Below are 19,705 nucleotides of genomic sequence, written 5' to 3'. Positions count from 1 at the left end.
CCCTGCTGAACCACACGCCGGAATCCGGCCGTATGGCAGGCAGAGGGCGGTACGCCCCGTACGGCGCCCGTCCCCCCGACGGCCTGTCGCGCACGGTCTTCGTAATTGCTTTCGAGACCCTAGCGGGGCGGCGATGAGGATGAGGCGGGATTACTCAACTGGAGGCAGGAGTGCAGGGCGAGGCTGGCCCCGTGGCCGATTCTTTTCCTCATGAGCGGCTCTCGCGACGGATTTTCCGGGATGAGACGCTGCTCGTTCTGGGGCTTTCGCTCGGTGCGAGCGGTGTGTCCGCCCTGATCAGTTTTGTCGGCTCGGTCACCAAACCGGGCGGCCTCAAGGACCAGGCCGCCACCCTCAACGCCTCGGCCGCGCCGGGGCGCCCCTGGCTGGATCTCGCCTGGCAGCTCTTCGGGATCACCACCGCGCTGGTGCCCGTCGCGCTGGTCGCGCACTTCCTGATGCGCGAGGGCCGGAGCCTGCGCACCATCGGCTTCGACCGCACCCGCCCCTGGCCCGACCTCGGGCGCGGGGCGGCCATCGCCGCGGTGATCGGCAGCACCGGGATCGCCTTCTACCTGGCCGCCCGCGGACTCGGCTTCAACCTCACCGTCGTCCCCGAGGCGCTGCCCGACGTGTGGTGGAAGTACCCCGTACTGATCCTCTCGGCACTGCAGAACGCGATCCTGGAAGAGGTCATCGTCGTCGGCTACCTGCTGAGGCGCCTGGGGCAGTTGGGCTGGACGCCCGGCACCGCGCTCGTGGCCAGTTCCGTGCTGCGCGGCTCGTACCACCTCTACCAGGGCATCGGCGGCTTCATCGGCAACATGGCGATGGGCGTGGTGTTCGTCTACCTGTACCGGCGATGGGGCCGGGTGGGACCGCTGGTCGTGGCGCATTCCCTGCTCGACATAGGAGCATTCGTCGGTTACGCGCTGCTGGCCGGGAAGGTGGACTGGCTGCCGACGGCGTGACCTGTGCCGCCGCCTCGGTGTGCCGTCTCGGGGCATCGGCTTTTCGCGGTCGGGCTCGGCGGCGTGGGACGTGAGGCGATCGGCGAGCGCGATGACGAGGTCACGGAGGTCATCGGGGCGCTCGATGACGAACGGCCGGTCGAGTGAGGCGAGTACCGGAGGCAACCAGTCGAGTCGCTCCGCCCGCAGTTCGACGCGCAGCCGGCGCTCGGCCGCGCGGTCCTCGCCGGCTGCGGACTCGAGCTCCTCCAGGCTCGCGACGCCGGCGGGAAGGCGGTCGCGGATCTGCTCAACCGTCCCGTGGATCCGCAGGGTCACCGCATGCCGGTACTCGGCCGTGGCGAACCCCGACAGCACGCGCTGTGCCGGACCGGGACCCGCGGGCGTTTCGGGTCGGGTCGTGGTCTAAAAGATCTTGGTGACCCCCCTCCCTCCCCCCCCACGAGCCGGGCAGGGTCCTTGCGTCCGCGATGCGATCGAGCCGGAAGGTCCGGTCCTCGCCGATCCGGGCGTCCTTGCCCGTCACGTACCACCGGCCCGCCTGGGCGACGATCCCGAACGCGTGCCGGCCAGGACCAGCAGGCCGGGCCGGGCGATGGCCGGCTCGGGTTCGTTGTCGATCAGCGGGGCCAGGACCTGCCGTTCATCGACTTCCGGGTCGGCCCCGCCCGAGTGACGGGCAGCCCGGCCGGGGTGCACACCAGGTGCAGTTTCAGGCCCGCGGCCCGGGCGCTGCGGCCAGTAGAAGCGCGAGGGGGCGTGGCAGTAGCCGTAGTTCGCCCAGCCGACCAGGTCGGAACGGCGCACGGTCCCGCGGGGGCGGGCGCACTCCACGGGACTGGAATCGACGATCCACAGCGGGTCGAGCCACAGGTCGGTGTCGGCGGCCAGGGATCGAATGGCCTGTTTGACCAGGGGCAGAGCCGCGCGCAGGCGCTTGTTGCAGGCCGGGCGCTGGGGCAGGTAGGGGAACAGGCCGTGCAGGTGCGCGTGGGCGAAGCGCAGCCAACGGGCCTCGCAGTGAAAGCCCAGGACTGCCTGGGCCACGGACAGCGTCACCAGTTCCGCGTCGGTCAGCCGGGGCGGTCGCCCGCGCCACCGCGGGGTCTTCAAACGGTCATCGACATACACGTACAGTGCCGTCAGAGGGTGTCCAAATCGGTCGTCACAACCCGATGCTGGACACCCTCCCCCCGTCTGAGAACCCCGCATTCGGAACTACTCGTCCAGGGCAGCCCTAGGCGATCAGCTCCCCCTCGATGACCGTCACCGCCCGGCCGCTCAGCAGGGTGCGGTCGCCGCGGACCTCCGTGCGGACGCGGCCGGAGCGGCGGGAGGCCTGGAGGCCGGTGAGTTCGGTCCGGCCGAGGCGCTCGGACCAGTAGGGCGCGAGGGCCGTGTGGGCGCTGCCGGTGACCGGGTCCTCGTCGATGCCGACGTTCGGGAAGAAGCAGCGGGAGACGAAGTCGTGACCGCGCGCCGGGTCCTCGGCGCGGGCGGTGGCGATGATGCCGCGCGCCGAGTGCGCGCCGAGTGCCTTGAGGTCGGGCGTCAGGCCGAGGACCGTCTTCTCGTCGGCGAGTTCGAGCAGGAGGTCGCCGATGTTCGGGCCGGTGTCGAAGGCGGCGAGCGGCACGGCGCCGAGCGCTTCTGCGACGCCCTCCGGGGCCTCGACCGACGTGAGCGGGGCGGTCGGGAAGTCCAGCGTGATCGACCCGTCGTCGCCGGGCGTGGCGACGAGCACGCCACTGAGGGTGTCGAACCGCACGGGCCCCTCGTGGGCGCCGGTGCTGTGCAGCACGTGGGCGGTGGCGAGCGTGGCGTGCCCGCACATCGTCACCTCGGTGACCGGCGTGAACCACCGCAGCGCCCAGTCGGCCTCGCCGCCTTCTGACAACGGGTGCGCGAACGCCGTCTCGGCGTGATTGACCTCCATGGCCACGTTCTGGAGCCAGTCGTCCTCGGGGAACCGGTCGAGAAGGAGCACCCCCGCCGGATTGCCGGCGAAGGGACGGTCGGAGAAGGCGTCCACGATTCGAATCCGCATGACGCCGACCGTAGGGGGTGCCCCGACGCGACGGCCAAGGCCAATTCAGGGGCGCTGGACCGATCTCGCGCCCCCGTGGCCGATCAGCCGAGATCGATGACTACGAGGTGACGCTCGACGGCAGCCTGACCCCCGGCCGGTCCGGGAACCTGACGCTGACGGTGGCACAGGACGGCATGCCGGTCCGGGACCTCCAGCCGCACCCGGGCGCCTACGACCACCTGGTCGCCCTGCGCTCCGGTGACGTCGCCCACTGCACGTTCACCCCGACGTGCGGACGGGTGGTGCGACGCACAAGTCCGAGGAACCGGCACGGTCCGAACCCGCCGAGACTGAGGCCGAACACGCACACCGAGGCGCGGCGCTCCCCGGGCCCGTTGGCACTCCTGCACACTCGCCGTAGCAAACCAGCCATATGCCTGGCGAGTTGACCCGATGTTCCGGGACCGGTGGTCGATCACCACTGACATGCCGCTAGGATCACGGCATGGTTACGGCTTGGACGCCCCGGCGCAGAAGCGGAACCCGCTCCGGTGCGGGTCCGCTGCTACGTGTGGTGGCACTGGCCGTGCTCCTGTTCGGCGTCCTGGTGGCACACGGCGCCTACGTGGAGAGTGCCCAGGGACACCTCTCCATCAGCGCAATGGCGCCTACGGCAACGCCGGTCGAGCACACACGCGATGCGCCCGTCGACTCCGCGCCGCAGTTGGTCGCGGCGGCGGACGGCCGCCGTGGCGGTCACGAACCGTCACATCCTGGTGAGCAGTGCGCTTCCGGACAGCCGCAGCAGGCTTCGGTCTCGGGAACGCCCTGCTTTGCAGCGTCGGTTCGTGAATCGTTCCGTGCCGTACAGGCCTCGGCCGTGCGCCTGCCCACGGCTGAGGAACTGGTGGCCGGGGCGACATCCGCAGCTCTGAGAGCAGCCGCCGTTGTGCAGCAGGTCTAGAAGCGCACAGTCCTCCAACCGGCCTGCCGGTCTTCACCGGTTCGGCTGATCACGCGCGACGAACTCCGGATTCCGCGCCCATGACGGGCCGGTCACGTTCGTCGATGCTGTCCTGCCCCCACCCAGGTCTGCTGCCTGCCTCCGTCGTTGTCGGAGAGCGGCAGCAGCGGAGGACCTGTGCCCACTTCTTCCCGTACGCCCTCCCGCGTCCCATGGACACCATGCGGCTCACTTCCATGGATCCGGCTCGTCTCCACGCTTCGCGGTGCGATCGTCATGACGCTCGTGTGGTGCGCCGTCATGCATGGTGCCCCCGACAAAGCACACGGGGCGGCGCCGCCCCCCGCCGCTTCATCGGCGGTGACGGTGAACGGCGATTCTCATGGCCCGCATGCCCCCCACGGTGTGGAGGACTGCGTATCGGACGTGATCCTCCGTCCGGCGGCCCAGTCGAATGAGGACCTTCCCCCCGCCGCGACGGCTCTCGTCGTCCTCGCCGCCGCGTCCCTGGCTTCGGTCAGACCGGTCGTGCGGCAGGAAATCCGCAGACGCCGCAGCGCGCGCACCGGCCGCGTGGCGCTCGCCCGTACGTCCCGGTGGCGGATCTAGACCACCCGCTCGCAGCCGACCGGCTTCGTCGGCTGCCGCGTCCCCATGGCCCGAACCGGACCTGTGATCCGGCGTGTCGCCAAGGGGCGCGAGATGAACCCGCACGCCTTGCATTCGTCGAGCGAGAGTGAAAACACAGACATGCAGTCATTGACCAAGACCGCGGCTTCCCCCGGCCGGTCGGCCCTGTCCGGGCTGGTGGGCAACACCCCGCTGCTGCGGGTGTCGGAGCCGCTGGCCCCGGCCGGACGTGGCTTCTGGGCGAAGCTTGAGGGGTTCAACCCCGGCGGTATCAAGGACCGCCCGGGCCTGCACATGGTGGAGCGGGCCCGCGCCCGTGGCGACCTGCGGCCCGGCGGAAGGATCATCGAATCCACCAGCGGCACCCTGGGCCTGGGACTGGCGCTCGCCGGGATGGTGTACGGCCACCCCGTCACCCTGGTCACCGACCCGGGGCTGGAACTGTCCATGACCCGGCTGCTGACCGCGTACGGCGCCCAGGTCAACGTCGTCTCCGAACCCCACCCCAGGGGTGGCTGGCAGCAAGCGCGCCGTGAGCGCGTGCAGCGACTGCTGGAGCAGCACCCTGAATCCTGGTGCCCGGACCAGTACAGCAACCCGGACAACGTCGCCGCCTACACGCCGCTGGCCCTTGAACTCGCCTCCGAGATGGGCCACATCGACGTACTGGTGTGCAGTGTCGGCACCGGAGGCCACTCGGCCGGTGTCTCCCGGGTCCTGCGGCAGCTCTACCCCGAGTTGACCGTCGTAGGCGTGGACACCACCGGCTCCACGATCTTCGGCCAGCCCGCCCGGCCCCGCCTGATGCGCGGACTCGGGTCCAGCATCCACCCCCGCAACGTCGCCTACGACAACTTCTCCGAGGTGCACTGGGTCGCCCCGCACGAAGCGGTGTGGACGTGCCGCCAACTGGCCTCCTCCCACTACGCCACCGGCGGATGGAGCGTGGGCGCGGTCGCGCTCGTGGCCGGCTGGCTGGCCCGGACGATGCCGGCGGACGCACGCATCGTCGCCGTCTTCCCCGACGGCCCGCAGCGCTACCTGGGGACGGTCTACGACGACGACTACTGCGCCGCCCACGGCCTGCTGGACGGACCACCGGCTCCCGAGCCCGACCTGGTCGGCCGCCTGGACGAGAAGGAGGTCACCCGCTGGACCCGGTGCACCGACGTGGTCGACCCGCTCACCCTGCGAGGGACGCCGCACGACATCGCCGCGGACGTACCGGGCGTCGAGCCCGACTCGACGGAGGAGGGCCGGTGAAGGGGCTGCTCGCTCAAGTCCGGTCGTACGAACGCAGTGTCCAGTTGTTGATGGTGAACCAGTTCACCATCAACCTCGGCTTCTACATGCTGATGCCCTACCTGGCCGCCCACCTCTCCGGCACACTCGGCCTGGCCGGCTGGATCGTCGGACTCGTCCTCGGAGTAAGGAACTTCAGCCAGCAGGGCATGTTCCTCGTCGGCGGGACACTGGCCGACCGACTCGGCTACAAGCCGATGATCGTCGCCGGGTGCGTGCTGCGGACCCTGGGCTTCGCGACGCTCGGCCTGGTGGACTCACTCCCCGCCCTGCTGGCCGCCTCGGCCGCCACCGGGCTGGCCGGAGCACTGTTCAACCCCGCCGTACGGGCGTACCTCGCAGCCGACGCCGGGGAACGCAGGGTCGAGGCGTTCGCCCTGTTCAACGTCTTCTACCAGGCCGGCATCCTGCTGGGACCGCTCGTGGGCATGGTGCTGACCGGCGTGGACTTCCGCGTCACCTGCCTGGTGGCGGCCGGGATCTTCGCGCTGCTGAGCGCCGTACAGATCCGTGCGCTGCCGGCCCGGCGGGCCGAGGACGCCAAGCGGCAGAAGAACGGGGAAGGACCCGGCGTGCTCGCCCAGTGGCGCGGCATCCTCGCCAACCGGCCGTTCCTCCTCTTCTCCGTCGCCATGATCGGGTCGTACGTCCTGACCTTCCAGATCTACCTGGCCCTGCCGCTGGAGGTTCGGCGGCTCGGCGGAGACGGAGAGTTCGGCACGGCCGCGGTGGCGGTGCTCTTCGCGGTCTCCGGACTGAGCACGATCCTCGGCCAGACCCGGGTGACTGCCTGGTGCAAAGCACGCTACGAGCCCGGGCAGGCGCTCGTACGCGGGCTGACGGCGATGGGCCTGGCCTTCGTTCCCCTGCTGACGGCGACGGCGGTTCCCGTACCGGCCTCCGGGATCGGGCTGTGGCTGCTCTCGGCGGTACCGCCGACACTCGCCGCGCTGCTGCTCGCCATCGGCACCATGATCGCCTACCCGTTCGAGATGGACACCATCGTCCGCCTCTCCGGAGACCGCCTCGTAGCCACGCACTACGGGCTCTACAACACGATCTGCGGCGTCGGCATCACCGTCGGAAACCTCGGCACGGGCGCCGCGCTCGACGCGGCCCGCGCGGCCGGTATGCCCGCACTGCCATGGATCACGCTCGCCGCCCTCGGCCTGGCGTGCGCTGCAGCCCTTCACGGTCTGCACCGCACCGGCCGACTGACGGCACCACCCGCTGCCGCACCGCTGCACGCGACGGCCTGACCTCACCGGCCCAACAGCCCGCCGGCCCAGGGGCGGGGCACCGCACGGAGCCCCGCCCCTGCTGAGCCCTGCCCTCGACCAGGAGACTCCTGATGCCGACACCCGCCCGGCCCCGACCGAATCCTGCTCCACTCCAGCTCCGGCCCTTCCGAGCCGTGCGCTACGACACAGAACGAGTCGGCGATCCCTCCGACCTCGTTGCGCCGCCCTACGACCAGCTCGGGCCCGCCCGTGCCCGCGCGCTCCGGCGCCACCCCCACCACGCGGCCCGCCTGCTGTACGCGGACGCGGCACACCTCGCGGCCCGCGAACTGGGCCGCTGGCTGCGGCGCGGCGTGCTCCGCCGGGACGAGCGTCCCGCGCTGTACGTCTACCAACAGCAGCGCGACGCCCGGATCCTCCAACGCGGCCTGATCGGAGACCTGCTGCTGCCACGCCAGGCAGGACGGCTGTTGCCGCACGAAGAAGTGTCGGCCCGCGTCGTCAACCGGCGCGCCACGCATATGTCAGGACTGCGTGCCCAGGTCGAACCGCTCTTTCTGGCCCATCGAGACAGGGCGGCGGCGACCGCGCAGTGGATGGAGCGTGTCACCCGCCGAGCGCCGGTCACCGTCGCCCGGACCGGAGAGATCACCCACAGCCTGTGGGCGTGCGACGATCCGGAGGAACTGGCGCTCGTCACAGCCGGACTGTCCGTGGAGCAGGCTCTCATCGCCGACGGCCACCACCGCCATGCCGCCTGCCTCCAACTGAGCGGAGACGGGGACAGCCCGTGGGACAGCAGCCTCGCGCTAATGGTCGACACCGGCACCTTCTCCCCGCAGCTCTCCGCCATCCATCGGGTCCTGCCTTCGCTGGAGCCGGAGAAGGCCGCACATGCCGCCGCGGAAGTGGCACGAGTCCGCCCGATCCGGGGAGAGCCGCGTCCGCCGGAGCCCGGCGAACTCATGCTGATCGGCGAGGGCCGGGCCTGGAGCATCACCGAGCCCGACCCCGGGGCACTGCGAGAAGCCTTGGCTGATCATCCCCACCAGTGGGCGCAGCTCCCCGCGGCTGTCAGCGACCATCTGCTGCTTCGCCTCGCCTGGTCCACGCCCGACCTGCCCGGCGCCGTGACGTATCTCCACGACATTCGCCAGGTCACTGAGGCTGTGTCCGCACCTGGTGGGGGCAGTGCGCTGCTGCTGCCGGCGCTCAGTGAGGAGACGGTGTGGGATCTGGCCGGTGCCGGAGTGCTGTTGCCGCGGAAATCCACCTCGTTCGGTCCCAAGCCGGCGGCCGGTCTCGTCATGCGCGTGCTGGGTCTGGCGTAGCGTCGTTGCCCGGTCTCCGGCGCGGACGGGCGCTATGCGTCCCGGGTGCCGTAGTGGTCGAGGAACATGTCGACGCCGCTGGTGATGAGTCGCCCGGTCAGTTCCTCGTCGATGTCCGTGCCGTAGGAGCCGAAGACCATGTGGGGGAAGACCAGTAGTCCGTAGAACTGGATGATCGCCACTTGGAGGTCGGGGATCTGCAGACGGCCTTGGTCGGCGAGGGCGCGCAGGGCATGGGCGACGGCGGGGTGGTGGCTCTCCGTTCCGCCGTGCCGCCAGGCCTCGCCCAGCTCGGGGAAGCGGTGGAGCTCGGCGGCGACGAGGTTGCGCAGGGCAGTGACCTCATGGTTGGTGCGCACGGCGTGAACCCAGGTGCGGGCCGCCTCGACCAGGGCGGCCCGCAGGTCCTCCGCCTGTGCCAGTCCCTCCAGCGCCGCTGACGATTCCCCGGCGAGCGGTTCGTCCAAGGCGCTCGTGATGACCGCGGTGAACAGGGCTTCCTTGCTGCCGAAGTGGTTGTAGACGGTCACTTTCGACACCCCCGCGGCGGCGGCGATGGTGTCCATTCCGACGCCGAAGCCCTCCCGCAGGAACAGTTCGCGGGCAGCTCGCACGATGGCCTGCCGTTTGAGCTGGGCGCGGGGTCCGCTGGGGGGCTGCTTGACGGTGTCCACGCTCATGTCACGACCTTAACAGCCATCTGAACTGTACGGTTGAGTTCACATGAACTGAACAGTACAGTTCAGATTGCTGGGCGTGCCCTCGCCCTTCGCCGCGCGCCCTCTGTGGCGCGGAAAGCCGGAACCACGCACCCGGAGGACTCGTCATGACCCATCCCGCGCCCGGTGCGCCACACGCCGCCGAACTGGAAGGCCGTCCGCCCGCCGATCCGCGCCGCTGGATCGCTCTCGGGCTGATCTGCCTGGCTCAGTTCATGCTGGTCCTCGATGTCACCGTCGTGAATGTGGCCCTGCCCGACATGGCAGCCGACCTCGATCTCGGCCGCTCGACGCTGACGTGGGTGGTCACCGCGTACACCCTCTGCTTCGGCGGACTGATGCTGCTCGGCGGCCGGCTCGCCGACGCTCTGGGCGCGCGCCGCACTCTGCTCGCCGGACTCGTCCTGTTCACCGCGGCCTCACTGGTCACCGGCCTGGCCCAGAACGCCCCGACGCTGCTCGGCGGCCGGATCGGGCAGGGGATCGGAGCAGCCCTGCTGTCCCCGGCCGCGCTCTCCCTGGTCACCACCACCTTCCACGGCACTGAACGGAACAAGGCCCTCGGTGTCTGGGCGGCCATCGGCGGCACCGGCTCCGCGGCCGGCGTGCTCCTCGGCGGAGCCCTGACCGAGGGACTCGGCTGGGAGTGGGTGTTCTTCATCAACGTGCCGGTCGGGATGCTCCTGCTGGTCGCACTCCCTGCCTTCGTCCCGGCACGTGCCCCGCAGCCCGCGCGACTCGACGTGCCCGGTGCGCTGCTTGTCACCGCCGGCACCGCCGCATTGATCTACGGCCTTGTCGAGGCGGGGGACAGCGGCTGGACGAGCGCTTCGACCATGCTGCCGCTGGCCGGTGCGGTGGTCGCGTACGCGGTCTTCGCGGCGGTCGAACGAGTCAGCCGGGCACCCCTGATGGACCTGCGGATGTTCACTCGGCGGCCGGTGCTCGCGGGCGCGTTCCTGATGCTGATCGCTACCGCACTGCTGATCGCGTACTTCTTCCTCGGGTCCGTCCATCTCCAGCACATCCGCGGCTTCAGCCCGCTGCGGACCGGCCTGGTGTTCCTGCCCGTCGCCGTGGCCACCGGTATCGGCGCGCACCTCGGGTCCCGGCTCGTCGGCCGGATCGGCAGCCGACCGACAGCCGTCGCGGGCATGGCCGTCGCAGCCGCCGGAACCGTCCCGCTGACCCAGTTGTCGGAGAGCGGCAGTGTGTACGCCGGGCTGCTGCCGGGCTTCGTGACAGCCGCCTTCGGCCTCGGCGCCGTCTTCGTCACCGCCACGACCACCGCGCTGGCCATGGTGAAGCACGAGGAGGCGGGCCTCGCCTCCGGCGTCGTCAACACCTTCCACGAGGTGGGTGGTTCGATCGGCGTCGCCGTGGTGTCCACCGTGGCCGCCGCAGGCTTCGAGCGGGGCGCGGTGGGTGGTTTCACCGACGCGTTCGCGGTCTGCGCCGTGGCGGCCGGTGCCGGCGCCGTCGTGGCCCTGGGCCTTGTGCCGCGCGGCAGGCCCGAGTCGACCGGAGGCCCCCACGTGCACTGATCGGTGCCGGCCACTGGCCGACAGCCGGTGGCCGCGAAGGGGCCTCCGTGAGCCGGGAGCCGTCACTGCTGCGTCGTGACCGCTCCCGGCCGCAGGTACTCCGACCTCAGTGCGCGTGCCCGTCCTCCGCGTGACCGGCCTCTCCCTCACCCGCACCGCTTCCGCTGCCTTCGGCGCTGGGCGAGGAATCGGGCGCCTTCGTGCCGGCGTCCTCGGGGTGGCTGTCGGCCGTGTGGGTGTCCTCTGTCCTTCCTGATTCCGAGTCGCCGGTCGTCTCCCCGCCGTGGCTGTGACCGCCGCCTCCCGACTCCGCAGCCATGTCGGCCGCGATCCCGCGCAGTCCGACGAACGCGACCGCGGCGGTCACCAGCACCACCAGCCCGGTCGGGCCGATGATGCTGCGCCAACGCGCGGCGTCGTAGCGCAGCACATAGGCGACGAAGGAAAGCGCCAGCCCGAACGGGATCAGCATCGCCGCCCGTTCGGGGAAGTCCTCGAAGTGCTGGAGCCCGCCGCTGAGCATGCCGATACCGAACGACAGCGCCAGCGAGGCCGGCACGATCGCGATCACCATCGCGGCACGGGGGCGCTGCCGCTTGAGGACGAATTCGCTCAGCACGGTCGCGAAGAGGAAGACCCCCGCACCGACCAGTGCGATCACCGTGTACCGCTCGGGGTCCAGCGGATGGTGCACCACCGCGCCACTGATCAGACCTGCGCCCACGAACGTCGTGGCGTACCCCAGATAGTCACCGATCACCGGTGTGCGCTTCCTGGCCCGCCGCCGCGCCCGGCGGCCGCCGGGCGGCGGAGCGGTGTCGGGCTCTGGGACCTGCCTCGGATGCCGGTGGTGCTCCGGGGCCAGCGGGGCCGAACCCCGGGCGGGCTGGGCTTCTGGCTCGAAACGGACATACGGTCGCTGCGGGCGGGGTGGGTGGGGGTGATGTGCCGTGTGCTGCTGTGGATGCGGTGGGCGTGCCGGCGGCTGGGGCGGTATGCCGACACGGTCGCCGAGGTGGGGCTGGGTCACGAAGCGAGGCCTTTCGCGGGTGGGCCGGACACGCATCAGGGCATGCCGGTCCGCCAGGGGAGGGGTGCGTCGGGTCGGCAGCAGGAGGTGACGTCGTACGACGCGGACCACGGCCTGCCTGCCGTGACGTCCGGCCTAGATCCGCAGGACGGCCGACTGCGCGACATGGAGGCCTTGCGAATGCCTCGGACGGGGTGGTCGGTGCGGAGTGCACCAGGCGGCCTGAATGCGCTGCCTGATCTGCAGGAACGAGGCGAAGCGACGCCTGTGGAGCCGGCGACCGCGGACGCCCAGCAGGGTGCAGCAGCCGATGATGGCTGCGCACAACTCCAGTTCGGCCGCGCCCCAGGAGCCGTGATCCCCGTGTCCGTCAGAGGCCACTGCCGGGGGAGTTGCCACCCCCGCGTCCGGTGCGGTCCGCTCCGGATGCACGACGTGGGCGTGAGCGGCCGTCTCACGTTCGGGGGCCGAATCGGTACTGCCCGCATGGGCGAGCAGATGCATCGGACCCAGAACGAGGACCAGCAGCAGGAGCAGTCGGCCGACTGCCCCTCGCCCTGCCTTCGCTCCGCTGCTCATGCGCTCCGTCGTCTTCCTGGGGCGTCGGCATGACGCCGCCGCAACCGTCACGGCGCATCACAGTAGCGGTGACCGATGCCCGGTCAGCAAGCGGTGCATGACGGCAATGTCTCACCGAGCAGTGCGTGCGGGGCTCCCGTGCGCACGGCCTCGTCGACCGCCGCGGCCCCGGCTGCGTCTTCTGAATCTTGTGCCGCTCCTCCCGAAGAGGGGGCAGGGTGATACCCCTAGGGGGTAAGGTGCGGGCTGAGGTGAGAGTGTTCCCGGTGGCTCGGGCCTGCCTTCAGCACCCACAACCAGCCGGTCGCGCACCATAAGCGGTACGACGTCGAGGACGGAGGTCGGGCGGGATGGACGCATGGCAACCGATGCTGGTCCTGCTCGGTGTCCTCGCAGCCGGCCTCCTTGCCCTGTACGGACTGGCGCTGTGGCTCGCGGCTGCGCGGGCTCCCCTCGAAAGCGGTCCGTTCGCCGGCGGCCTCAAGCCCGGTGAGCACGCCGTGTCCCGGTTCCATGTGCGCTGGTACCCGGTCACCATGATCTTTCTGGCCTTCGACATGGAGATGCTCTTCATGTACCCGTGGGCCAAGGTCGTCTCCGAAGTGGGTACCCCGGCCGTGGTGGAGATGTTCCTCTTCCTGGGCATTCTGTTCGCGGCGGTCGCCTACGCCTGGCGTGAGGGGGCGTTGAGATGGACCTGAGGGGCCTTGTGCGACGTACGGCGATGAGCCACCCATCGGTGCTGGCGGTCACCGTGCCAGGAGCTACCGAACTCCGGCTGGAGCTGGAGGCGGAGGTATGCCGGCGCGGATGGCCCCTGGCGATGGCGCCGGCCGCCGCGGATCTGCTGGTCGTCTGCGGCGTTCCGGCGCCACGGGACGCACGGTGGCCGGACGCCGTCGAGCGGTCGATGCCGGAGCCCGCCGTGCGCATCGGGGTGGAACGGGGCGGGCAGGTCGCACACGCGCTCGACACGGCGCGCAGGGAGTTGATCGCCAGGGCACTCGGTCCACGCCAGGGCGACGAGCCGGGGAACCGTGCGGACGCCGGACACGAGGGACACCCCGACGAGCACAGCCCCGGCGCGCACCACGACACCTCGCCCTCCGGCACATCCGACGGCCAGGGCGGCCACGGCCACCACGGCCTGGATCACCACCATGACGACCAAGCCCCTCAGCCGGGCCACGAGGACCACGGACACCACGAACCCGCAGACGGCGCGGCGCGTACGGACCGGATGGATCACCAGGGCCACGGCGGTGCCATGGCACACATGGGCCACGACATGCATGCCACGGGCGAGGTGGCAGGCCGGCCGATGGCCGAACGGGGCGATGACCGCGACGGGCTGAGGCTCGATCAGCTGCATGTGCCGCTCGGTCCCGCGCTGACCGACTGGCCGACCGGGCTCATTCTCCGTTTCACCCTGCAAGGAGACGTCGTGCAGGGTGTCGAGGTGGATCACCTCTCTGTGCCGTCCGGTCATCGGTTGCCGTTCTGGGACGAACCCTGGCTGCGCGCCGCCCGCGGCGAAGAGGTCACCAGGGGCAGTGCGGCGCGGCGGCGCTGTGCGGCGCACCTGGACAGTGCGGGGCGGCTCCTTGCGGTCGTCGGCTGGGACGATGCGGCAGCGCGGTGCCGGCGGCTGCGGGACGAGCTGCTGTCGGGGGCGCCCAGCGAGGCGATCGGTGGCGCACTGCACAAGACGGTCCGCCGGGTCGGCAAGTCCCGGTCCCTGCGCTGGTCCCTCGCCGGGCTGGGTGCGTTGTCGGCCGAAAGGGCGCAAGCGGCCGGGGTGACCGGGCCGGCGCTCGCCGCGGACGGGGACACGTACGACCGGTTGCTGACATGGCTGACGGAGATCGAGCGCGGCCTGGAAGAGCTCGACGACACACGGCCTCTGGCGCCGGACTGTCGGACCGGTCCGCGGGGTCGGCTCGACGCCCCCCGGCCTCCGTCGCAGGCCCTGCTCGACGTCCTCCCCGAACTGCTGACCGGCGCAGAGTTCGCCTGCGCACGGATCATCCTGGCCGGCCTGGACCCCGACATCGAGGAACTCGCCCTCGGGCCCCTGTCCGGAGCGGCTCATGTCTGACGCAGCGCCGCTGTGGGCGACCCTCGTCCTCCCCGTCGCCCTGGTGGTGGCAGCCGTGGTCACGGCCGGCTTCCACGCGGTGCTGTCCGGGTCGGCCGAACGCGGTCCCGCCGGCAGTGTCCGGGAGACGGGGCTGCGGGCACTGGCTCCGCTGCGTGAGGCCCTGCGGCTCCTGGTCCAGCAGCCGCGCCGTACGACGGCTGCCGACCGGTTGCTCGGCAGGCTGGGTGTGGTGCTGGTACCGGTGGCGGCGGTGCTCGCGGGTGCCGTCATGCCGTGGGGCTTTCGCGCCGTGAGCGATCCGTCGGTCGGCGTCGTGTGGTTCAACGCCATGGAGGCCCTGGCCTGGGCGGCGGTGTGGATGGCGGGCTGGGGGCCGAACTCGGCGCTGTCGCTGATCGGGGGATACCGGTTCCTGGCGCAGGGGCTGGCGTACGAACTTCCGCACATGTTTGCGATCACCACGGCCGCGCTGGGGGCCGAGTCCCTGCGGGTCGGGGAGGTGGTCTCGGCTCAGGACGGCTTGTGGTTCGTGGTGTGGATGCCTGCCGCGTTCGTCGTCTATCTGCTGAGCGCGCTCGCGATGGCTTTCTGGGGGCCGTTCGCATATCCGTTGGCACGGGACGCGGCCGGTGGTGCGGCGGCCGAACTGGCGGGCGTGGACCGGCTGGTGTTCCTGGGCGGGCGGTGGCTTCTGCTCGTGGTCACCGCCGGTTTCAGTGTTCCGCTGTTCCTCGGCGGGGGACACGGTCCGCTGCTGCCGGGCTGGGCATGGACGCTGATCAAGACCACTGCCGTGCTGGCCCTGCTGGTGGCCGGGCGGCGGGCGCTGCCCGTGTTGCGGATGGAGCGGTACATGGAGGTGGCGTGGATGGTGCTGGTGCCGCTGACGCTGCTTCAGGCGCTGTTCGTGGCCGTCGTCGTCCTGAACCGATGAGAGCGAGGTGTGCTGCCGATGCTCGACGACGTGATCTTCTGGGTGCTGGCCCTGCTGGCTGTGGCCGCCGGGGGCATGGTGTTCCGGTTCGACTCCATGGCCCGGGCGACCTTCGCCCTGCTGACCTCGCTGCTGTGCGTGGGTGGCGAGGTGCTGCTGCTCGGGCTGGACTACCTCGGGGTCGTGATCGTGCTGATGATGACCATCGAGATGGCGATCATGGCGGTCTTCATGGTGATGTACATGATGAACCCGGCCGGGCTCATGCCGATGACCATGGTCCACAACAAGAAGGGCGCGGCCGTGATCTGCGCGGCCCTCTTCGCCGCGCTCGCCACGGGCGTCCTGCTCGCCCCCTGGCCGTCCCGGCGGGGCGAACCGTCGTCCGATCCCACCATGGACCTGGGCCTGTCCCTGATGGGACCTCAGATGCTCACCATGATGACCCTGGGCTTCTCCCTGTTCGCCACCATCGTCGCGACCGTCGTCCTGGCCACCCGCAGGGGCCGCTACGACCGCTTCGGCGACGACCTCAAGCGGCGAGCCGCCGACGATCCGGTACGGGGAGGGGCGAGCCGGTGAACCTGGAGCTGTTCCTGTTGCTCGCCGCCGCGCTGTTCAGCATCGGCCTGTTCGGCGCTCTCACCCAGCAGTCGATCGTGATGCTCATGATGGGGCTCGAACTGATGCTGGGCGGCATCATCGTCGGTGCGGCCGCCGTCTGGCGTTACATCGCGCCGGCCGCCGCCGACGGGCAGGTCCTGGTGGTCCTGGCCGTCACGGTGATGGCCGTGGAGATGGCGATGGGGTTCGCCGTGGTCACCGCGCTGTTCCGGGCCCGAGAGGTCGACATGACCGACATGGCGGCGGAGCTGAAGGAGTGAGCGCGCTGCTGTGGGCGCTCGTCGCCCTGCCGCTGACCGCGGGGACCGTGCTCGCCCTCTGCGGACGCGCGGCCGACCGGTATGCCCCCGGTGCCGCGGTGGGCACGGCCCTGGCCGCGCTCGGCCTTGCCGTCGCCGTGGCGTTCGAGCACCCGCACGCCGAGGCGCCCCTGCTCCAAGGGCTGCCCGCCGGGCTGGCGGTCGACGGCTTGTCGGGCTACATGGTCGTCACCGTCACGGCGGTGACCCTGGCCGTCCTCCTGTTCAGCGTCGCGGACATCGCTCCGGGCGAGGCCCGCGCCCGGTTCTTCGGCCTCATGCTGCTGTTCGCCGGCGCGATGCTGACGACGGTCACCGCGACCACACTGCCGGTCCTGCTCATGGCCTGGGAAGTAATGGGGGCCACGTCCTGGGCGCTGATCGGCTACTGGTGGCGCGACCCCGAACGCGCCGCCGCCGCCGACACGGCGTTCCTCACCACCCGCGCCGCGGACCTCGGCCTGTACCTGGCCGCCGGAGCGGCGCTGGCGAGCGGGCAGGCCCCTTCCCTCGCCCTCGACGAACTCCCTGAGGCGACCGGCGCGTGGTCCGCCGTCATCACCGCCGGCGTGATCGCTGCCGCGTTCGGCAAATCGGCCCAACTGCCCTTCAGTTTCTGGCTGTCCAGAGCCATGCAGGGCCCCAGCCCGGTCTCCGCCCTGCTGCATTCGGCGACCATGGTCGTGGCCGGGGCGTATCTGCTGCTGCGCCTTGAGCCGCTGCTCGCACGGTCCGGCTGGGGCGGGCCCGTCGTGGCGTGGACGGGCGCCGTCACGGCGGTCGTGCTCGGCCTGGTCGCCGTGGCGCAGGGCGACCTGAAACAACTGCTCGCCGCTTCCACCTGCGCCCAGATCGGCTTCATGGTGCTCGCCGCCGGAGCCGGAGCGGTCACCGGCGGAACCCTGCAGCTCATCGCGCACGCCGCAGCGAAGAGCCTGGCCTTCCTCGTCGCGGGCGCCTGGCTGACGACGCTCGGCACCAAGGCCCTGCCGGCCCTGCGTGGCGCGGCCCGGCGGCACCGCGCGGTCGGCATCGCCTTCAGCGTGGCCGCCCTGACTCTGGCCGGCGTCCCGCCGCTGGCTCTGTGGGCGGCGAAGGACGTACTGCTCGCCGGTGCCCTTGAGGACAACACCGCCCTGTACGCCGTCGGGCTGGCGGGCGCGGTGATCTCCGCCGTCTACAGCGCCAAGGCCCTGTGGTTCGTATGGCAGCCCGCTCCCGCACCGGACGGCCGGGAGGAGGAGCCGCTGCCGGCTGCGACCCGGCTGCCGCTGGTGACCCTGGCCATCGCGTGTGCCGCCCTGACAGCCACGTCCTTCCCGCCCGTACGGAATGCGGTCCAGCGCGTCCTCGGTGGAGAGCAGCAACCGGAGCCGCACGTGTGGGAATTCGTTCTGTCCGGCGTGCTCGCGGTCGTGGTCTCGGCAGCTGTCTGGATGCGCGGCCCGCAGCTCATCACCTTCCCCGGCCGCGTCACCGCCTGGGCATCTGACTGGCTGCGCCTGGAGAACGCCGCAACGGCCCTCCTCGTACGTCCGGTCCTGCGCCTCGCGAACGCCCTCGCCGCGTTCGACGACCGGGTGCTGGACCGTGCCGTCGAGGGCAGCGCCCGCGGTGCGGTCCGCTTGGCGCGGTGGGCCGATGCGCGGGTGGAGCAGCTCGTCGACGGCTCCGTGGAGGGCAGCGCCCGCGGTTCGGTCCGGCTGGCGCAGTGGACCAACGCCCGTGTGGAGCGCCTTGTCGACGGCTCGGTGGAGGGGGTGGCGGGTGGCGCCCGTGCACTCGGCCGCCTGGCGCGCCGGCCGCAGACGGGGCAGTTGCACCAGTACCTCGCTCAGGCGGTCGCCGCCTTCACCGTCCTCGCCGTCGTCCTCGTCCTCGTGAGGTGACCGCCGTGCTCACGGCCATCGTCCTGCTCCCGACCGCCATGGCGGTCCTCCTGCTGTGCGTGCCACGCAGCGCGCCCCGCGCGGTGTTCCTGACGGCCTGGGCCGCGACCGCCGCCGCCGAGCTGGTCCTCACGGTGATCGTCTGGGCGGGCTACGAGTACGGCGGCGGGACGCAGTACGAGACCCGGGCCCGCTGGATCCCCAGCGCGGGCATCAGCTACCACGTCGGAGTCGACGGCCTGTCCCTGCCGCTGGTGGCCGTCACCTGCGTGCTCTTCCTCGCCTGCACCGCGTACGCGTGGCGCGAGACCCGGCGGCCCAGGGAATTCGCGGCCCTGTTCCTCTTCCTCCAGACCACCTGCCTCGGCCTGTTCGTCGCCCTCGACCTGATCCTGTTCTTCGTCTTCTTCGACCTGTCGATCGTGGCGATGTACTTCATCATCGCCGGGTGGGGCCACAAGAACGCCCCCCGTGCCGCGCTGAAGTTCTTCCTCTACACCTTCATCGGCTCCCTCGCCCTGCTGCTCGGCTTCATCGGTCTGTACCTGGCGGCCGATCCCCGTACCTTCGACATCGTCGAGCTGACGAACGCCGATCCACTGGCCGGTCGGACGACGTACGGCGCCCTCGTCCTGCTCGCGATCGCCGTCGGACTGGCGGTGAAAACGCCGACCGTTCCGTTCCACACCTGGCTGCCTCCCGCCCACACCGACGCTCCGGCCGCCGGGTCGGCGGTCCTCGCCGGGGTGCTGCTGAAGATGGGCACCTACGGCTTCCTGCGCATCGCCATGCCCGTCCTGCCCGACGCGTGGCGTGAGTACGCCCTCGTCTTCGTGATCGTCGGCGTGGTCTCCGTGCTCTACGGCGCGCTGGTCGCCCTCGCCCAGAAGGACTTCAAACGGATGGTCGCCTACACCTCCGTCAACCACATGGGCTACATCATCCTCGCGATCGGAGCGGCCGGCGCCGTCGGCGCGGACCAGGAAACGGCCCGCCGTCTGGCTGTCACCGGCTCGGTCTTTCAGATGGTCAGTCACGGGCTGCTGACCGGGGCGCTGTTCCTGCTGTCCGGTGTGCTCTACGAGCGGGGGCGCACCTACGAGATGTCGGCGTACTCCGGGCTCGCGGGGCGGGCACCGGTCTTCGCCGCGCTGACCGGCGTCGCCGCGTTCGCCTCGCTGGGGCTGCCGGGCTTCTCCGGCTTCATCGGCGAGTTCCAGATCCTCACCGGGAGCCTGGGCCCGGAGCCGGTGGCCACCGGGCTGGCCGTGCTCGGGATCCTGCTCACCGCCGGCCTGTTCCTGCGCGCCTTCCAGCAGGTCTTTCTCGGGCCGCTGCGGCTGCCCGTCGCCGCGCCCGGTGCCGACCGGCCGTTCCCGGACATCCGCCGCCACGAAGGACTCGCGATCGTCCCGCTGCTGGTCCTGGGCGTCGTCCTGGGTGTTGCTCCCCGGTTCGTCCTCGATGTCATCGAGCCCGCCTCGCGCACCGTTCTGGAGCTGCTCGCGCGATGAACGA

The 19,705-nt window shown here is 71.1% G+C and carries 17 protein-coding genes and 2 pseudogenes; 14 read left to right on the top strand and 5 right to left on the bottom strand.

Going from position 1 to position 19,705, the window contains the following annotated elements; translation table 11 throughout:
• The first annotated feature begins 170 nt into the window (after positions 1 to 170).
• On the top strand, positions 171 to 971 hold the full coding sequence (locus tag AC3ETA_RS22000) for a CPBP family intramembrane glutamic endopeptidase (protein WP_432194616.1): 801 nt from the start codon (positions 171 to 173) through the stop codon (positions 969 to 971).
• Between the two features lie 60 nt (positions 972 to 1,031).
• On the opposite strand, the pseudogene AC3ETA_RS21995 reads toward AC3ETA_RS22000, so the two are convergent.
• The 3 genes and pseudogenes from AC3ETA_RS21995 to AC3ETA_RS21985 all read right to left on the bottom strand — a co-directional run.
• Positions 1,032 to 1,590, bottom strand: a pseudogene (locus tag AC3ETA_RS21995) (WYL domain-containing protein); the annotation flags it as partial.
• Positions 1,539 to 2,140: pseudogene (locus AC3ETA_RS21990) on the bottom strand (transposase family protein); the annotation flags it as partial. The pseudogenes AC3ETA_RS21995 and AC3ETA_RS21990, both read right to left, overlap by 52 nt.
• 68 nt (positions 2,141 to 2,208) lie before the next feature.
• Complete coding sequence (locus tag AC3ETA_RS21985; RefSeq protein ID WP_432194615.1) at positions 2,209 to 3,018, bottom strand: PhzF family phenazine biosynthesis protein; 810 nt, start codon at positions 3,016 to 3,018, stop codon at positions 2,209 to 2,211.
• A gap of 17 nt (positions 3,019 to 3,035) precedes the next feature.
• Here AC3ETA_RS21985 and AC3ETA_RS21980 point away from each other — a divergent pair, with 17 nt between their 5' ends.
• From AC3ETA_RS21980 to AC3ETA_RS21960, 5 genes are all read left to right on the top strand, one after another.
• Positions 3,036 to 3,449: a hypothetical protein gene (locus tag AC3ETA_RS21980; protein ID WP_488187643.1), complete on the top strand. Its 414-nt coding sequence runs from the start codon at positions 3,036 to 3,038 to the stop codon at positions 3,447 to 3,449.
• Between the two features lie 941 nt (positions 3,450 to 4,390).
• On the top strand, positions 4,391 to 4,573 hold the full coding sequence (locus AC3ETA_RS21975) for a hypothetical protein (RefSeq protein WP_432194613.1): 183 nt from the start codon (positions 4,391 to 4,393) through the stop codon (positions 4,571 to 4,573).
• Between the two features lie 141 nt (positions 4,574 to 4,714).
• The gene (locus AC3ETA_RS21970) at positions 4,715 to 5,857 is read left to right on the top strand and encodes a PLP-dependent cysteine synthase family protein (protein WP_432194612.1); all 1,143 of its coding nucleotides are present in this window, start codon (positions 4,715 to 4,717) and stop codon (positions 5,855 to 5,857) included.
• Positions 5,854 to 7,155 carry an MFS transporter gene (locus tag AC3ETA_RS21965; protein ID WP_432194611.1) on the top strand — a complete coding sequence of 434 codons (1,302 nt, stop codon included), beginning with the start codon at positions 5,854 to 5,856 and terminating at the stop codon, positions 7,153 to 7,155. The genes AC3ETA_RS21970 and AC3ETA_RS21965 overlap by 4 nt, the downstream gene beginning before the upstream one ends.
• Positions 7,156 to 7,247: 92 nt before the next feature.
• A complete protein-coding gene (locus tag AC3ETA_RS21960) occupies positions 7,248 to 8,468 on the top strand; it encodes a DUF1015 family protein (protein ID WP_432194610.1) in 1,221 nt (406 codons plus the stop codon).
• Between the two features lie 32 nt (positions 8,469 to 8,500).
• On the opposite strand, the gene AC3ETA_RS21955 is transcribed toward AC3ETA_RS21960, so the two are convergent.
• Positions 8,501 to 9,148 carry a TetR/AcrR family transcriptional regulator gene (locus AC3ETA_RS21955; protein ID WP_432194609.1) on the bottom strand — a complete coding sequence of 216 codons (648 nt, stop codon included), beginning with the start codon at positions 9,146 to 9,148 and terminating at the stop codon, positions 8,501 to 8,503.
• A 146-nt stretch (positions 9,149 to 9,294) separates the two neighbouring features.
• On the opposite strand from AC3ETA_RS21955, the gene AC3ETA_RS21950 reads away from it, so the two are divergent.
• The gene (locus tag AC3ETA_RS21950; RefSeq protein ID WP_432194608.1) at positions 9,295 to 10,731 is read left to right on the top strand and encodes an MFS transporter; all 1,437 of its coding nucleotides are present in this window, start codon (positions 9,295 to 9,297) and stop codon (positions 10,729 to 10,731) included.
• Between the two features lie 106 nt (positions 10,732 to 10,837).
• On the opposite strand, the gene AC3ETA_RS21945 is transcribed toward AC3ETA_RS21950, so the two are convergent.
• The gene (locus tag AC3ETA_RS21945) at positions 10,838 to 11,491 is read right to left on the bottom strand and encodes a hypothetical protein (protein ID WP_432194607.1); all 654 of its coding nucleotides are present in this window, start codon (positions 11,489 to 11,491) and stop codon (positions 10,838 to 10,840) included.
• A gap of 1,199 nt (positions 11,492 to 12,690) precedes the next feature.
• Here AC3ETA_RS21945 and AC3ETA_RS21940 point away from each other — a divergent pair.
• Genes AC3ETA_RS21940 through AC3ETA_RS21910 form a run of 7 tightly spaced genes read left to right on the top strand, consistent with a single transcriptional unit; the run spans position 12,691 to position 19,701 of the window.
• Positions 12,691 to 13,041, top strand: a complete 351-nt coding sequence (locus AC3ETA_RS21940; protein WP_432194606.1) for an NADH-quinone oxidoreductase subunit A — start codon at positions 12,691 to 12,693, stop codon at positions 13,039 to 13,041.
• A 23-nt stretch (positions 13,042 to 13,064) separates the two neighbouring features.
• Positions 13,065 to 14,438 carry a hypothetical protein gene (locus tag AC3ETA_RS21935; RefSeq protein WP_432194605.1) on the top strand — a complete coding sequence of 458 codons (1,374 nt, stop codon included), beginning with the start codon at positions 13,065 to 13,067 and terminating at the stop codon, positions 14,436 to 14,438.
• On the top strand, positions 14,431 to 15,375 hold the full coding sequence (locus tag AC3ETA_RS21930; RefSeq protein ID WP_432194604.1) for an NADH-quinone oxidoreductase subunit H: 945 nt from the start codon (positions 14,431 to 14,433) through the stop codon (positions 15,373 to 15,375). The genes AC3ETA_RS21935 and AC3ETA_RS21930 overlap by 8 nt, the downstream gene beginning before the upstream one ends.
• Before the next feature lie 18 nt (positions 15,376 to 15,393).
• Positions 15,394 to 15,957 carry an NADH-quinone oxidoreductase subunit J gene (locus tag AC3ETA_RS21925; RefSeq protein WP_432194603.1) on the top strand — a complete coding sequence of 188 codons (564 nt, stop codon included), beginning with the start codon at positions 15,394 to 15,396 and terminating at the stop codon, positions 15,955 to 15,957.
• Positions 15,954 to 16,259 (top strand): NADH-quinone oxidoreductase subunit NuoK, encoded by a 306-nt coding sequence (gene nuoK / locus AC3ETA_RS21920; protein ID WP_432194602.1) that lies wholly within the window; start codon positions 15,954 to 15,956, stop codon positions 16,257 to 16,259. Before AC3ETA_RS21925 ends, nuoK begins: the two co-directional genes overlap by 4 nt.
• On the top strand, positions 16,256 to 18,187 hold the full coding sequence (locus tag AC3ETA_RS21915) for an NADH-quinone oxidoreductase subunit 5 family protein (RefSeq protein ID WP_432194601.1): 1,932 nt from the start codon (positions 16,256 to 16,258) through the stop codon (positions 18,185 to 18,187). Before nuoK ends, AC3ETA_RS21915 begins: the two co-directional genes overlap by 4 nt.
• Positions 18,188 to 18,192: 5 nt before the next feature.
• Positions 18,193 to 19,701 carry a complex I subunit 4 family protein gene (locus AC3ETA_RS21910; protein ID WP_432194600.1) on the top strand — a complete coding sequence of 503 codons (1,509 nt, stop codon included), beginning with the start codon at positions 18,193 to 18,195 and terminating at the stop codon, positions 19,699 to 19,701.
• The last annotated feature ends 4 nt before the right edge of the window (positions 19,702 to 19,705 follow it).

It is taken from the genome of Streptomyces sp. bgisy027, from assembly GCF_057710365.1.
The sequence above is the reverse complement of the archived record's forward strand: the minus strand, read 5'-3'. Positions and strand labels throughout refer to the sequence as shown.